Source organism: Microcoleus sp. PH2017_12_PCY_D_A, assembly GCF_020738565.1.
Taxonomy (GTDB): Bacteria; Cyanobacteriota; Cyanobacteriia; order Cyanobacteriales; family Microcoleaceae; genus Microcoleus.
In genome coordinates this window covers 32,439-46,896 of record NZ_JAEQCI010000038.1, presented here as the reverse complement: position 1 = coordinate 46,896, position 14,458 = coordinate 32,439, and the positions used below count along the sequence as shown (strand labels likewise).

Genomic DNA, 14,458 nt, shown 5'->3' with positions numbered 1-14,458 from the left:
CCCGGTTTCCGGTCGTCCGTGCGTCTGTCCCAGTCTTTATGAAAAATTCTTAATTTTTCATTTTTTATTGGCCGTTGAAATAGCCTGCGCTGTCAGCTTACCAGAAAGCACCGCACCTTCCATACTCGCAAGATAACGCTGCATTGTATAATCCCCCGTTAGATAGAAATTTCTAATCGGAGTTGTTTGGGTGGGACGGCACTCTTGGCGGCCTGGAGTGGCTTTGTAGACGGAACGTGGGGTTTTGACTACGTGATATTTGAGTAGTTTTGCGGGTTCTGGGATTTGGTCGGGAAAGAGTTTTTCTAACTCGGCCATTGTGGCTGCGACGATATCTGCGTCAGATTTGCCGATCCAGTCTTTGGCGGGTGCGAGTACGAGTTCCAGCATGGATTTGTCGGGGTTGGCATATTCCCGGCAGGTGTTGCTCATGTCGGCGTAAACGCTTAGCAAGGGCGATCGCGAGAACAGCAAGTGGTCGATATCTGTGAGCTTGCGATCGAACCACAAGTGTACATTAATCACCGGTACTCCCTCCAAACCTTCGAGCTTTTTGAAATAATCCATTTCGCCCCAAGGTTTCGGCATCATCAACTTCAGCGGGTCAACCGGCATCGCCGAAACGTAAAGATCTGCCGTCAGAACTTCTGACTGTGCTCCCTTGACGCCACCAATCTGGAAACCGCGCACCGTGTTGTCATCTTCGAGCAAAAACTCTCTGATGGGTGCATTCAGCCGGACTTCGCCACCGCGTTCAGTTATGTAGTCTACCATCGGCTGACACAACCTCTCCGTAGGGGAACCGTCTAAAAAGGCCATTTTCGAGCCTTTTGTCTCTTGCAAGAAGCGGTTGAGGGCTGTCAGCAGAATGGTTGCAGATATTTCGTGGGGGTCGATAAAATTCAGCGCCTTGGACATGGCGATGAATACTTCTTTTTCGACTCTGGGGGGGACATTTTGCTTTTTCAGCCAGTCGGAAAACGAGTATTTGTCCATTTCTTCGACGTATTTCTGGCCTTGAAGTATCGCCGGAACCAAACCGATGCCGAAACTGATTTTTTCAGCCCAGGTGAGCATATCGTTGTTTCTGAGGATAGCCACAAGACCGTTGAAGGGGGCGGGAATATTGGGAAAGTCAAACCTGGAATAAGTTCCGGGGGTTTCTGGCTGATTGAAAATCATCGAGTGCTCTTTCCATTGCAGCCTGTCTTCAATGTCGAGTTCTTTGAAGAGTTGCAGCATATTGGGGTATGCACCGAAGAAGATGTGGAGGCCGGTTTCGTACCAGTCGCCGTCTGCATCTTTCCAGGCGGCGACTTTACCGCCGAGTACGTCCCGACTTTCTAGGAGGATGGGGGTATGACCCGCATCGGTGAGATATTTTGCACAGGATAACCCTGCTAGGCCGGCTCCGGCGATCGCAACTCGCATTTAATACTACTGCCCTCTGTTCGCTTCGCCTTAATTATACGTTACAACTCGTTACATTTTCCACGAAATGTCTGGGGATGTGGTTGTGTCCGTTGGTGTTGGGCCCGAGTCCGACAGGGACTGAAAGTCCCTGTCTCATAGCGCAAGTCCTCTCAAAGAGGACTCAAGAGTTTATTACCCGAAAGCCCGCCAGGGACTGAAAGTCCCTGTCTCATAGGGCAAGTCCTCTCAAAGAGGACTGAAAAATGTATTAGTCCTCAGTCCTCTTTGAGAGGACTTTTGCTTTGAGGCAGGGGTTTAAACCCCTGCCGGACTCAGGGAACTGCGGGCAATATCGTTATTCAGCAGTCAGCAATGTCCTGTTTTAAAAGACTGAATACTTCAAGTATTTGAGAAAAATTTAGCAAGCTTTGCTATCATAAATAAAAAGCAAATTTAATAATTTAGTTAAGTTTATGGTACAAACAATTCAAGCTAGAAATGTCGCGCTGACAGATTTGGAAAGCCAATTCAAAATAGAGTGGGTTGAGGACGATCGGTTCTTTCGCGAGTGGCAAGACGATCTGCCAGAAATTAGCGCTTATGAAAAACAGCGGCTGGACAGAGTGAAAGCAAGTTACAGGAATTTGCTCAAACATCCGCCACTTCTAGAAAATACAGTCAAAATGGTGGTGCTGTCTCCGTTTTTGGATTTGGCAGATTTTTATCTCGAACCTTTTCACGTCTCTTCGGAAAAATCTGTTGAAATTATTGACGAAGATGAAGGACTACTTGTGAGGGGACAGTTGGATGTTTTGGCTTTGTGTCGGGAGTTGTGGGTAGTAGTTATCGAATCTAAAAAAGCGGCGTTTTCTTTGGAGGTAGGGATTCCGCAGTTATTGGCTTATATGTTAGCTAGCGTGACGGGCGATCGACCTGCTTACGGCTTGTTAACGAATGGTTCTAATTTTTTGTTTGTCAAGTTAGTTAAGGGGGAAACACCGCAGTACGCTTTTTCTCGCTGGTTTTCTATGTTCAATCCGGGAAACGATTTGTACGCGGTATTGAGTATTTTAAAGCGCCTCGGTGAGTTGAGTGTTGGTAATCTGGTTTAGTGGGGGAATCAGAAACCGGGTTTTTTTACGAAAATCTTTGGTTTTCACCCACAAACTCGGTAAAAAACCCGGTTTCTCGGCCGCGCAACTGCGGGTCAGAAACCGGGTTTTTTCCGACAATCTTTCGCTGTCACCGACTGATTCGGAAAAAAACCCGGTTTCTTTGCCACCAATAGTAACCATCGAATTTTTGCCATTCAAGTTTGTACTGAAAACTCTTCTGGATCGACTCCCCAATTAGTCCAGCGAATTGCTTCCCGTGCTGAGTTAATATCCGGCGGCACTCGCAAAGCGTGAATAAATCCGGTGCTGGGACAAGTCATCTTTAACAGATAAATTGGCTCTACGTCAAAGTTTGTATCAATTTTTAATAAGGTGTATTCCTGCCAAGTATCTAATTCAACTGCTGCTAATTCGCGGGCTATGCGATCGTATCCAATTCCTTGAATTAGCACTCGCCGCAGTTCGGCGTTTTCTTCTTCTAAAAGCCATTGAGGCTGCCATTCGCGGGGGTGCAGTTTTCCGTATTTTTCGGGTAAGGTGACGCCGTGATAGGAGTAGATGCTGTATCCGTCGGCAAATTGAATTGCGGGCCCTCCTTCGGCGTGGAGGCGGTGTTGGGAGTCGAAAGATAGGATGCGGGGGCGATCGCACACAATACAAATTTTTTCATAGGGAAAAATCCAGCCGCATTGCGTTGTAAAAGATTGAAGTGCTTGCCACTTTATGGGGTTGTGTTTACACTTTAATACGGAAAAGCAGAAGTCACAATCTGCCGCAAATTCTGCCCATACTATAGAATCTAGAGGCGCATAATTTTCTTCGTCACTGAAAAATTCTACATGACCAATACTTGTTTCTAATAGTTTCTTAAAAATATCAGAAAAGTTATTCCATGCTTCCGGGTAAAACGTGCCAGATAACTCATCTGAAAGCTGTTCGCTTATATTTTCCCAAGTTTCATTGTACAGTTGCTCTGCAAATTGCTTAAAAAGGTTGACTCCGAATTCCTCGTATAACTGAGGAAGTGATTCGCAGCCAATAACAAGATTAGCAGCTTCGTAGGGGCTGCCACAAAAAAGAATTTCCGGTTCTTTTTCGTCAATTGCGAGGTAAGCTTGTTTAACTGCTTCTGCTGATTTGTCGCGATCGATCGGCTCAGTGGAGTACATGATTTGCCTCCACTTTACATCATAAACTTCCATTAAATCTTCTTGTTCGGGAGTAAGTGTTTCAATCATCGTTCTTCTCTCAATTCGATCGACCCCTGCACGCAGCAATTCAGTCATTGCTTTGTAAAATTATAGTTGAAAGCTACGACGAGCGCAATTGCATATTTTTAAGTGCGATCGCTCCCTAGTTTTCCAGTCGCTAAACTTACAAATAAATCACAACAATTCCTCTCGTTCTTCATATTCTCCCTGTTCTCCACGCACTAAAGGCTCATCGCGAAAACATCCTAAAGTTCTCTCAAAAAAACCGGGCGGCCAGCCTAAATCTTCCGGTGTTTTAGCCTCAGTTGCTGGTGCTACGGGCTGGAAAACTACAATAACTTCCAAATCTGTATCTTTGATACCACCGGGGATTTGCAAATGCAACATCCCGTCGGAACCAACTCGCGATCGCACTTTAATACTTTGCATAACTCTTGCCTCCTTAAGTTTGTCGTGAAATTTAATCTTGTTCAGGCGTCAGCTTTGGAATAATCATTCCAACTCAGCTAACAAATCAAGCACATCGTCATAATCATAAGGCGGACGCTTCCTGATAGCCAAGACCGCGATTTGTTGAAATTCATCATCAACAGCGTAAATGATTCTCCACAAATCAACTCTAATTCGCCTGGGTTCCCAATTCGCGTTTGCATAAAACCGAAGCATAATGCTGTTGTCAGGACGTGGATTTTCACCCAGCGCCTCAATTATTGTCTTAATTCGCTGGCGAATAACTCCTGGTAAGTTTCGCCTCTCCTCGTGAGCAGATGCCAATAGCCGAACTCGATACATCTAATAACCTCAATCTTCATCCCATTCATCTTTAACGGCTTCCCAATCAAGCCAACCCGCCTTTTCTGGACTACCACCGACTTTTTGCAATTGATCCATTGCCGTTTTAAAAATCTGTTCGTCTTCCCGATCTTCGATCCAGTCCAGCAAAGCTTCCCAAGCTGATATGCTCAACTGTGCGGCTTTCTTTTTGCCGTTACCATCCACCACAAATTCAACTGATTTTAATATTTCTTTGAGCCTCGTCATTTTTTCTGACCAGTTTTAGCTATATTTGTTTTCTATTATAGTCTCTGATTGATGGGGATTGGTGTATCTCATTACTCTTCCACGCGCACCCGGGTGGGGCCAAAAGCAATTAATCGCGCTGGGATATTTCGCAAAATAGGCAACTGCAAGAACGCTGGAGGTGTAAACTGTCTATTAGTATCCAACGCTCCTTTAATAATTTGCTCTTGCATCAAGGACTGAAATCCTTGAATAATGCGCGTCGGCCATTCCCGCTGTCGCTGCACCTCTGCCAAATCCCACAGGTGCAAGCTATGATTTTTCAGGGACGTACTGAGTACGTTAGCCGCAACGACAGCATCTTGAATGGCATAGTTAATTCCCACACCGCCTATGGGTGACATGACATGGGCGGCATCCCCAATTAACAGCAATCCGGGACGGTACCAGCGGGGAAGACGGCTCGATTCTACTGATAGAAATGATATTTGCGACCAATCTTTGATTAGCTCGACTCTATCTGCAAATTCCGGTGCTAATTGGGCAACGGATTTTTGCAAATTTTCTATGCCTGAATCGCGCAATTTCTGATAGCTGCCTTTGAGAATTACATAACCTAGCTGCCAGTAATCCAAGCGGTCAATAACCACTAATAAATGACCTCCGGCAGCTCGCCCTACCACCCCTAAATCTTTGGCATCGCCCGGATGGCGCGGCAAACGGAACCACAGAACGTCCATCGGCGGGGAAGTTTTTATCGGTTCAAAACCTGCTAATTGGCGCAGGCGGGAAAAGCGACCGTCGGCACCGACAGTCAGGACCGATCGCACTTCATGACATCCCCCATGTCCGCGATAGCGAATTCCGCACACTGCCCCATTTTCTACAATTATTTCTTGGACGTTAGCTCCCATTACTAGCCCAAAATTGGGGTAGCGCTGGGCTTCGGCGGTGATGAATTCCAGAAACTTAACTTGGGGAAGAATCGTAATGTAAGGGTATTTGGTTTTCAGGCTGCTCAAATCAACGAGGGCCGCAGTATTTCCCCCAGCTTGGATGGTGAGGCGGCGCATTTTTGTATGGGGCAATTCCAGTAATTTGTCGGCTAGTCCCAATTGCTCCATAATTTCCATTACTGATGGATGCAGGGTATCGCCGCGAAATTCTCGATCGAAATCTTTGTGTACTTCTAGCAGCATTACGGGAATGTTTTTCCGCACTAAAAGCAATGCTAAAACAGCGCCAGCGGGCCCGCCTCCTACTATGCAGCAGCTTGTTTCCTGCGAGTCAATGACAGAATGAGTTGTAGTGAATTCTGAATTCTCAACCGAGTTGACAGCCATATGTTTCTGCTCCCGCTTGATGAATAAGTTTGCTAATTACTTACATTGTATGGCTTTGTTAGAGAATGGGAGTTATATCCTGTGCGATCGTTCGATCGTTTGGACTTCAGTCCGCAGGCTGTTACGGACCCAAGTCCAAACGATCGAACCGTTTGGGCCGCGAGTGAGAGAACCCCCCGCAGCCCCGTGGCTCGACGCGGTACAATAAATGCGATCGAACTTAACGCTTATATTGAAAAAGCTACACACAACGCCACAGGAGACAACGGACGTATGGGAAAAGTAGTTGGCATTGACCTCGGAACGACAAACTCAGTAGTAGCCGTCATGGAAGGCGGCAAACCGGTTGTGATTGCCAGCGCAGAAGGGATGCGGACAACTCCTTCGGTGGTGGCTTTCACAAAAGAAGGAGAACGCCTTGTCGGACAGATGGCCAGACGCCAAACTGTTCTCAACCCCCAAAACACCTTTTACGCTGTCAAGCGGTACATCGGACGCAAGTATACCGAACTGACTCCAGAAGCAAAGCGCGTCCCTTACACAACTCGCCGCGACGACAACGGAAACATCAAAATCAAATGTCCCCGCCTGAAAAAAGATTTCGCCCCAGAGGAAATTTCGGCGATGGTGTTGCGGAAGTTGGCCGATGAAGCCAGCCGCTACCTCGGACAAGAAGTCACGGGGGCTGTAATTACTGTTCCTGCTTATTTTAACGATTCGCAGCGACAGGCGACGCGGGATGCTGGCAGAATTGCCGGACTTGATGTTAAACGGATTTTAAATGAACCGACGGCGGCTTCTTTGGCCTACGGTTTGGAAAGACGAGAAAGTCAAACAATCTTAGTTTTTGATTTGGGCGGCGGTACTTTTGATGTATCTATCTTAGATGTTGGAGATGGAGTATTTGAAGTTAAGGCAACTAGCGGCGATACTCAGTTGGGTGGTAATGATTTTGACTCTAAAATTGTTGATTGGTTGGCTGAACAATTCTTAGAGAAAGAAGGCGTGGATTTGCGAAAAAACCGCCAAGCTTTGCAGCGCTTGATTGAAGCGGCAGAAAAAGCGAAGATTGAGCTTTCGGGAGTTGGCGTCACCGAGATTAATTTACCGTTTATCGATGCGAATGAAGATGGGCCTTTGCATTTGGAAACGCGCTTGACTCGCGGTCAATTTGAGGGGCTGTGCAGCGATTTGGTGCAGCGGATGCGCCGTCCGGTGAAACAAGCTTTGGCTGATGCCAATATGAGTCCTTATCGGATTGATGAAGTTGTGTTGGTCGGCGGTTCGACTCGCATTCCTTTGGTGCAGCAAATTGTTCGCAGTTTGATTGATAAAGAACCGAATCAAAATGTGAATCCCGATGAGGTTGTGGCGGTGGGTGCTGCTATTCAGGCGGGGATTTTGGGCGGGGATGTCCGGGACGTGCTGCTGTTGGATGTGACGCCGCTGTCGCTGGGTTTGGAAACGATCGGCGGGGTGATGAAAAAACTGATTCCGAGGAATACTACTATTCCTGTTAGGCGATCGGACATTTTTTCGACTGCTGAAAACAACCAAACTGTGGTAGAACTTCACGTGATCCAAGGGGAACGGGAATTAGGCAAGGATAATAAGTCTTTGGGACGGTTTAAATTAACTGGAATTCCGCCGGCACCGCGAGGGATTCCGCAGGTACAAGTGGCTTTTGATATTGATGCTAACGGGATGCTGTTGGTGACTGCTTTGGACAAAACAACGGGCAGGGAACAAAGCATTACTGTGCAAGGTGCTTCGACGCTGAGCCAGCAGGAAGTGAATCAAATGATTCGCGATGCGGAACAGTTTGCTCAAGCTGATAAGTTGCAGCGGGAAAGGGTGGAAAAACGCAATCGCGCTGAGGCTTTGGCTTATCAAGCTGAGCGGCAGTTGCGGGAGGTTGCCCTCGATCGCGGAATGCAGTTTGCTCAAAGAAGCCGACAGCGCATTGAAACGTTAATTCGGGAATTGCGAGATAGTTTGGAACGCAAGGATGAGCGCGGAGTTGACCAAGTTGGCTCGGATTTGCAGGATGCTCTTTATGATTTGAGCCGGGAAGTTGCAGCCTTTGCTCAGGATGACGATGATGATGATTTCTTTGAGTCTGTGAAGCGGACTTTTACGGGCGACGGTAACAAGCGACGCAGCGATGACAATAGCTATTATCAAAATGCTAGGCCGTACAGGCGATCGACTGTCGATCCAATTCCCGATCGCCCTTACGATCGCTCTTACGATCGCGATCGGATGCCAGATCGCGATCGCTCCTACGATCGCGATCGCTCCTACGATCGCACACCCGATCGCAGAACCAACAGTAACCGCCCGACTCGCCCCTATCAAAATCAAAGCGACGACTGGGATGATGACGACGATTGGCTGTAATTAATCATTAGTCATTAGTCTTTAGTTTGAAAGTATAAGCAGGATGACTAATGACTAATGACTGATAGCTGATGACTAATGACTAATAACTAATGACTAATGACTAATAATGCAAAACTTTCGTAATTACTATCAAATACTGGGAGTACCCAGAGATGCTACGGCTGACGAGATAAAAAAAGCCTATCGACGACTCGCGAGACAGTTGCACCCTGACGTGAATCCGGGGGATAAATCTGCTGAAGATAGGTTTAAAGATATTAATGAAGCTTACGATATTCTTTCCGATGTCGAAAAGCGCGCTCAATACGACCAGTTTAGTAAATTCTGGAAACAAAAGGGATTTCAAGGCAAACAAGGCGTAAAACTTCCGAATTTTACAAGTTGGGGAAACAGTAAAAATAGCCGCAAAAAACCTGCCGAAGATATCGATTTTAGCGATTACTCAGATTTTAATAAATTTCTCGATCAAGTGCTCGGAAGGCGCCGGGAAGTGAGGATGGCGACAGAGAACGATGCACCGCGAGTTCCCGCTTCGGAACCGTGGCATACGGGTTCTAAGAAAACGAGTTATGTTGCTAATTCTCGGGAAGAGAGAAGGGATTTGGACGATCGCGAAATTCGACGCGAAACTCGCGAAATGGACGATCGCGAAATAAGAAGAGACATTGATGCTAGACTGACTCTGCCCTTGGAAAGAGCTTATTCCGGCGGTACCGAGCGCATCCGGTTAGATGACGGGCGGTGGATCGAGGTAAATATGCCGGGGGCGATGGTATCGGGCCAGCGAATTCGCCTGCGAAATCAAGGTATTGGCGGCGGCGATTTGTACTTGAAAATCACCGTTTCTCCCCATCCATTTTTCCGCTTAGAAATGTCGGATATTTGCTGCGAATTGCCGCTGACGCCCTGCGAAGCGGTGCTTGGTGGAGATATTGAAGTACCGACTCTAGACGGCTTGGTGAAGATGAAACTGCCGCCTGGAGTCACGTCTGGGAAGCGGTTGCGGCTGGCGAATAAGGGCTATCCGACGGTCAATGGCGATCGGGGCGATCAGCTAGTAGAAATTATGGTGTTAATTCCCAAGGAAATTAGTGACGAAGAACGGGAATTGTACGAGAAGTTGCGAGAAGTTGAGTCTTTTAAACCACGTCAAGATTTGTCTGTTTATTGGTAGGGTGCGCACTGCGCACCTTACCAATAAACAATAAACAACAAATTACCCATTACCCATTACCTATATGTTTACATTCATCAATCCTAAAACTGATTTTGCCTTCAAAAAGATATTTGGCTCTCAAAATAGCAAAGACATTCTCATTAGTTTTTTGAATGCCTTGCTGTATGACAATCAGCCCACCATCGAAAGTTTAGAAATCGTCGATCCTTATTCATTGCCCCTAATTCGAGGTCTTAAGGATACTTACTTAGATATTAGAGCCAACTTAAATGACGGCACAACTGTCATTATCGAGATGCAGGTTTTGAACGTAGAGGCTTTTGAAAAGCGAATTTTGTACAATGCAGCAAAAGCTTATTCCACTCAATTAGAAACAGCCGATCAATATGTAATGTTGAATCCAGTGATTGCCTTGACAATCACTGATTTTGAAATGTTTGAGGATTTTGACAAAGTAACTTCGCGGTTTGTTCTGAAAGAAGTAGAATTTTTAAGTGATTATCCTATTTACGATATCGAATTAGTTTTTGTTGAGTTACCCAAGTTTAAAAAAAGTCTTGAGGAGTTAGAAACTTTGACAGACAAATGGCTTTATTTTCTCAAAACAGCCAGAGACTTAAACACAGTACCTCAAACAATGGAAGTTGTGCCAGAAATCAATAAAGCATTTGCAATAGCAAGTAGAGCTACTTTGAATCGCGACGAGTTAAGTGACTTGCTAAAACAGGAGATTTATATCCAAGATCGGCGAGGTGCAATATCTAAAGCAGTGCGAATAGGAACAGAAAAAGGCAGAGAAGAAGGCAGAGAAGAAGGCAGAGAAGAAGGCAGAGAAGAAGGCAGAGAAGAAGGAATCAAAGTAGGACAAATAGCACTGATTGTTCGTATGTTGGAACGTCGGGTAGGTGCTATCACTCCCGAAGTTCAAAGTCAAATCGGGGAATTGTCGATCGCCAAATTAGAAGATTTAGGAGAAGCTTTGCTCAATTTCACCCAAATCTCAGATTTAACAGCGTGGCTGGAAACACCAGATTTAGCCGCCCAATAGCCGTTAGGGCGGCCCTCGAAGAGGATCGCACTTTCAGCAATCCCGGATAACATAAGTAAAATTACTGTTGCAATTATTCCTGAACTAGCCGAAGATTAACAACAAGCTAATTTTCCCACAATCAGGAGCAGTCTGCAGCAATGACTCAAATGCCGCCTCAATGCAACAACCTGCAAGAGCAAGTTGACTCTCTACTGCAACTGCTGCGTCAGGAATCGTCTTTGCGACAACAAGATATCACGGCGGTACAAGCTTCTCTGAAAAAGGCAATTTCTCCCGAGTTTGAGATTGTGTTTGCGGGCGCTTTCAGTGCGGGAAAATCGATGCTGATTAATGCTTTGCTGGAGCGAGAATTGCTATACAGTGCGGAAGGACACGCAACGGGTACTGAGTGCTATATCGCCTATGCTGAATCTGCTGATAAAGAGCGCGTTGTTCTCACTTTTTTGAGCGAAGTTGAGATTAAATCTCAAGCGTATGCTCTTTGCACTCAGTTGAATTTAACTACTGAAATCGATGTTAATCAAACAGATGTAGCGACGAATTTATCTAAGGGATGTCAGACAATTATTCAACTAGAAGGTGGAGAAAATAAATCGGAGCGAGCTAAAAAAGCTAAGGCTTTGATACTGTTGCTAGAAGGGTTTGCAGCGAATCGCGAGCGCATCCAAACTGTCGCAAATGCCACATATTCGATGGCACAGTTTAACTTTTCCAATCTCAAGGAAGCTGCTAGTTATGCGCGGCGCGGTAGCAACAGTGCTGTACTCAAGCGAGTTGAATATTATTGTTGTCATCCGCTGCTGCAAGATGGCAATATTATTATTGATACGCCGGGAATTGATGCGCCTGTCAAACAGGATGCGGAATTGACCTATGATAAGATTGAAAGCCCGGATACTTCGGCGGTTGTCTGCGTTTTGAAGGCTGCGTCGTCTGGGGAAATGACGACGGAAGAGACGGAGTTGATGGAGAAAACGCGATCGAATCCCGGAATTCGCGATCGGCTGTTTTACATTTTCAACCGCATTGACGAAACTTGGTACAACGCGCAACTGATCCAGCGCTTGGAAAATCTGATTAATTCCGACTTTCGCGACACCGCCAGAGTCTATAAAACCAGCGGGTTGCTGGGATTTTACGGGAGTTTGATAAAAGGGACAACGGGGCGCGATCGTTTTGGTTTGGATAGCATATTTGTCGAAAGTCGCGATCGGGTAGATGCGAGTGATGGCGCGATCGCAAACAGTGAAAAAACACCGCAATTCGTCAGCGAATTCAACCGCTACTGCGCGAATTCCGGGAAACTATCTCCCAGCAAATTTCGGATTTCAGTTAACAGCTACGAAACGCCAAGTCAAAACTACGTGCGGATTCTGGCGGAACAAGGTCAACCGTTAATTCAGCAATTAATTCAAGATAGCGGCATCGAAGATTTCCGTACAGGTATTACCGATTATCTCACCAAAGAAAAGCGCCCGCAACTGTTCAGAAATCTCGCTGACGATTTAGAAGATTTGTGCATTCAACTGCGGAAACAGTACCAAACAATTCAGCGGAATTTAGACAGCCAGCCCCGCGAAATAGAAGCGATGAAAGCGCAGGAACTTTTGCGCTTAAATCAAGAATTGCAGCAAGTCGGACAGGAATTTCGCGAACATATCGCCACAGAAATCAATGAAATGATTATGAATAAATGCGATATTTTCGATACAGATTTTCGCCAACTGCAATCTCGGATGATTCGCCGCTTGGATGAATTGTTAGACGGATTTTCGGTTGAGGCGGCTTACGGACGCACTTTGATGACTCATCCCCGCAATGCTACTGCACCTTTAATTGCGGTTTTAGTTGAAGCGCTTTATTATTTAGCGAATCAGTTGGAAGATATTTTAGTAGAGGCTACTAAGTCACTGGTTGAGAATTATTTCCAGTATTTAAAAGACAGTGTTCGCAAGTCGGAATACTATCGATTGCTTTATCGGTTGTTGGGGAATGACGGGGGAATTGAACAGCAGTTACAGGAGTTGTCACAGCAGGTTTCTCGTGCTTTGGTGAATGCGGCGGGCGTGGAGTGCGATCGCTACGTGCGAGAAAGTCCCCGTTTTTACGACGAAGGGACGTTTTCGATTTACCAATTCCGGGAAACATTGCAGCAAACATCCCAAGGTTTTGACTGCGAAAACATGGTGGACGCGCAACCAGCAATTCGGCAATTATTGAGGCTAGATTTCGAGCCGAAAGTGTCTAAAACTATTCGGCAAACTTTCCGCCAAACTGTGAATCAAACGCTGAAAGAGCATTTGTTACCGATGGCGGAACAGCAAGCTGATGATATTTTGCAGAAATACAGTCAAGCCCGCGATTATTTGGAGCAAACTTTGGCGCAGGAAGCTGAGGATAAGATTGCTAAGAATCTGCGGCTGCAAGCTGAGAATGAAGAGAAGATTCAAGAGTACGATCGGGCGGTTTCCGGGATTAATAGCTGTTTGCAGGCGATGAAGTTGCACGAGCATTTGTTGCCTGTAATTGGAGATAATAATAGCGTGGTTGTGGATTGTGAATGATTGAAATTAAGGCGATTGAAAATCGCGTCTACACAGGCAAAACCCGCCGACCCGGGTTGAAGAGATTCTTATTCCGCGGAGGCGGACATTGTTTGTATAGGAAACCGGGCGATTGGAAATCGCGGCTACACAGACAAAACCCGGATGGTGCGCGGGTTGAAGACATTCTTAGTCCGCGCACCATCCGGACATCGTTTGTATAGCCGCGGTTTCTAACCGCCGGGATTCTTGCCAAAACAGAGATGCTACTCTAAAATAGTTAGGATAACATTTGAAAAGACTTAAAGATTAATATCGAAGATAAATTTGATTTTCACAACTGCGGTAATGATGATGCTTTATCTTTTAGTCATGCAATGCTTAAAATAGAAAAACTTAAGGAAACAGTAAATAGAGTTTTGCCTGAAAATGGGTTAGGACAAACACTCAATCAGTTCTTAAGCCAGCAAGCCCTAAATATTGATGTAGCTTTAACTACCGATCAAACACGTCGTTTATATGAGAACTGGTTTGGTGAAGGTATAGATTGTGAAATTCTCAGAGTGGGTGCTCAGGGCTGGAAGAAAGGAAAGATTAAACTCAAACTCAATGTCACTATAGAGTTTTGCCCAGACGAACCTGAAGTAGAAGAAACACCAGAAAACGACGAGTCAGAAGCTAGCCAACCAGAATCCCCCCTCGATGATTTGCGCCGCCAACTACTAAACCCTGAAAATCAACCGAACAATTCATGAGTAAAACCCCCAGTAGGGTGCGCAATGCGCTAAACCCTGAAAATCAACCGAACAATTCATGAGTAAAACCCCCAGTAGGGTGCGCAATGCGCACCGGTGCGCATTGCGCACCCTACATAATCTGGAAAATTAGCAGATAATAAAGCAAAACAAGATGAGCAAAACCCCCAGAATTCCCATCCCCCCAGAAGTCAGAAAATACGTATTCACTCGCAATAAATACCAGTGCCAAAGCTGCGGCCAAACCAAACTAGAAGCAGAACTGTCGATCGATCATATCATCCCCCTAGCCCGCGGCGGCAGCAACGACATCAGCAACCTGCAAACCCTCTGCCGCACCTGCAACCAACAGAAAACCGACAAATTAGACCCGCGCTTTAAGCGACACTTTGACCTGTGATATTTAGTTCGATAGAAATACAAATTA

The 14,458-nt window shown here is 45.9% G+C and carries 13 protein-coding genes; 7 read left to right on the top strand and 6 right to left on the bottom strand.

Annotated features, from left to right (window positions below):
* Positions 1–57: 57 nt before the first annotated feature.
* The gene (gene pds, locus JGK39_RS11710) at positions 58–1,431 is read right to left on the bottom strand and encodes a 15-cis-phytoene desaturase (RefSeq protein ID WP_293251399.1); all 1,374 of its coding nucleotides are present in this window, start codon (positions 1,429–1,431) and stop codon (positions 58–60) included.
* Between the two features lie 455 nt (positions 1,432–1,886).
* Here pds and JGK39_RS11705 point away from each other — a divergent pair, with 455 nt between their 5' ends.
* Complete coding sequence (locus tag JGK39_RS11705; protein ID WP_293296522.1) at positions 1,887–2,525, top strand: restriction endonuclease subunit R; 639 nt, start codon at positions 1,887–1,889, stop codon at positions 2,523–2,525.
* Between the two features lie 197 nt (positions 2,526–2,722).
* Here JGK39_RS11705 and JGK39_RS11700 read toward each other — a convergent pair whose 3' ends face one another.
* From JGK39_RS11700 to JGK39_RS11680, 5 genes are all read right to left on the bottom strand, one after another.
* Entirely contained in the window at positions 2,723–3,766 is a 1,044-nt protein-coding gene (locus JGK39_RS11700) for a DUF6745 domain-containing protein (protein WP_293296547.1), read from the bottom strand.
* A 147-nt stretch (positions 3,767–3,913) separates the two neighbouring features.
* Complete coding sequence (locus JGK39_RS11695; RefSeq protein ID WP_293296520.1) at positions 3,914–4,168, bottom strand: hypothetical protein; 255 nt, start codon at positions 4,166–4,168, stop codon at positions 3,914–3,916.
* 63 nt (positions 4,169–4,231) lie between these two features.
* Positions 4,232–4,531 carry a type II toxin-antitoxin system RelE/ParE family toxin gene (locus JGK39_RS11690; protein WP_293296518.1) on the bottom strand — a complete coding sequence of 100 codons (300 nt, stop codon included), beginning with the start codon at positions 4,529–4,531 and terminating at the stop codon, positions 4,232–4,234.
* Positions 4,532–4,540: 9 nt separating this feature from the next.
* The gene (locus JGK39_RS11685; RefSeq protein ID WP_293296516.1) at positions 4,541–4,780 is read right to left on the bottom strand and encodes a hypothetical protein; all 240 of its coding nucleotides are present in this window, start codon (positions 4,778–4,780) and stop codon (positions 4,541–4,543) included.
* A gap of 71 nt (positions 4,781–4,851) precedes the next feature.
* On the bottom strand, positions 4,852–6,102 hold the full coding sequence (locus tag JGK39_RS11680; RefSeq protein ID WP_293296514.1) for an FAD-dependent oxidoreductase: 1,251 nt from the start codon (positions 6,100–6,102) through the stop codon (positions 4,852–4,854).
* Between the two features lie 273 nt (positions 6,103–6,375).
* On the opposite strand from JGK39_RS11680, the gene dnaK reads away from it, so the two are divergent.
* The 6 genes from dnaK (at position 6,376) to JGK39_RS11650 (ending at position 14,431) form a co-directional block, all read left to right on the top strand.
* A complete protein-coding gene (gene dnaK, locus JGK39_RS11675) occupies positions 6,376–8,502 on the top strand; it encodes a molecular chaperone DnaK (protein WP_293251463.1) in 2,127 nt (708 codons plus the stop codon).
* A gap of 109 nt (positions 8,503–8,611) precedes the next feature.
* A complete protein-coding gene (locus tag JGK39_RS11670; RefSeq protein WP_293251389.1) occupies positions 8,612–9,679 on the top strand; it encodes a DnaJ C-terminal domain-containing protein in 1,068 nt (355 codons plus the stop codon).
* A 64-nt stretch (positions 9,680–9,743) separates the two neighbouring features.
* A complete protein-coding gene (locus JGK39_RS11665) occupies positions 9,744–10,730 on the top strand; it encodes an Rpn family recombination-promoting nuclease/putative transposase (protein ID WP_293251387.1) in 987 nt (328 codons plus the stop codon).
* Between the two features lie 140 nt (positions 10,731–10,870).
* Positions 10,871–13,297, top strand: coding sequence for a dynamin family protein (locus tag JGK39_RS11660; protein WP_293251385.1), 2,427 nt, complete (start codon positions 10,871–10,873; stop codon positions 13,295–13,297).
* Positions 13,298–13,584: 287 nt separating this feature from the next.
* Complete coding sequence (locus tag JGK39_RS11655) at positions 13,585–14,031, top strand: KGK domain-containing protein (RefSeq protein WP_366048871.1); 447 nt, start codon at positions 13,585–13,587, stop codon at positions 14,029–14,031.
* A 154-nt stretch (positions 14,032–14,185) separates the two neighbouring features.
* Positions 14,186–14,431 carry an HNH endonuclease gene (locus JGK39_RS11650; RefSeq protein WP_293251383.1) on the top strand — a complete coding sequence of 82 codons (246 nt, stop codon included), beginning with the start codon at positions 14,186–14,188 and terminating at the stop codon, positions 14,429–14,431.
* The last annotated feature ends 27 nt before the right edge of the window (positions 14,432–14,458 follow it).

Excerpts from the sequence above, each read along its gene's own strand:
- JGK39_RS11665 (WP_293251387.1), top strand. The coding sequence starts at position 9,744 with ATGTTTACATTCATCAATCCTAAAACTGATTTTGCCTTCAAAAAGATA.
- JGK39_RS11650 (WP_293251383.1), top strand. The coding sequence starts at position 14,186 with ATGAGCAAAACCCCCAGAATTCCCATCCCCCCAGAAGTCAGAAAATAC.
- JGK39_RS11700 (WP_293296547.1), bottom strand. The coding sequence starts at position 3,766 with ATGATTGAAACACTTACTCCCGAACAAGAAGATTTAATGGAAGTTTAT.
- JGK39_RS11685 (WP_293296516.1), bottom strand. The coding sequence starts at position 4,780 with ATGACGAGGCTCAAAGAAATATTAAAATCAGTTGAATTTGTGGTGGAT.
- JGK39_RS11705 (WP_293296522.1), top strand. The coding sequence starts at position 1,887 with ATGGTACAAACAATTCAAGCTAGAAATGTCGCGCTGACAGATTTGGAA.
- JGK39_RS11660 (WP_293251385.1), top strand. The coding sequence starts at position 10,871 with ATGACTCAAATGCCGCCTCAATGCAACAACCTGCAAGAGCAAGTTGAC.
- JGK39_RS11690 (WP_293296518.1), bottom strand. The coding sequence starts at position 4,531 with ATGTATCGAGTTCGGCTATTGGCATCTGCTCACGAGGAGAGGCGAAAC.
- pds (WP_293251399.1), bottom strand. The coding sequence starts at position 1,431 with ATGCGAGTTGCGATCGCCGGAGCCGGCCTAGCAGGGTTATCCTGTGCA.
- JGK39_RS11670 (WP_293251389.1), top strand. The coding sequence starts at position 8,612 with ATGCAAAACTTTCGTAATTACTATCAAATACTGGGAGTACCCAGAGAT.
- JGK39_RS11680 (WP_293296514.1), bottom strand. The coding sequence starts at position 6,102 with ATGGCTGTCAACTCGGTTGAGAATTCAGAATTCACTACAACTCATTCT.
- dnaK (WP_293251463.1), top strand. The coding sequence starts at position 6,376 with ATGGGAAAAGTAGTTGGCATTGACCTCGGAACGACAAACTCAGTAGTA.
- JGK39_RS11695 (WP_293296520.1), bottom strand. The coding sequence starts at position 4,168 with ATGCAAAGTATTAAAGTGCGATCGCGAGTTGGTTCCGACGGGATGTTG.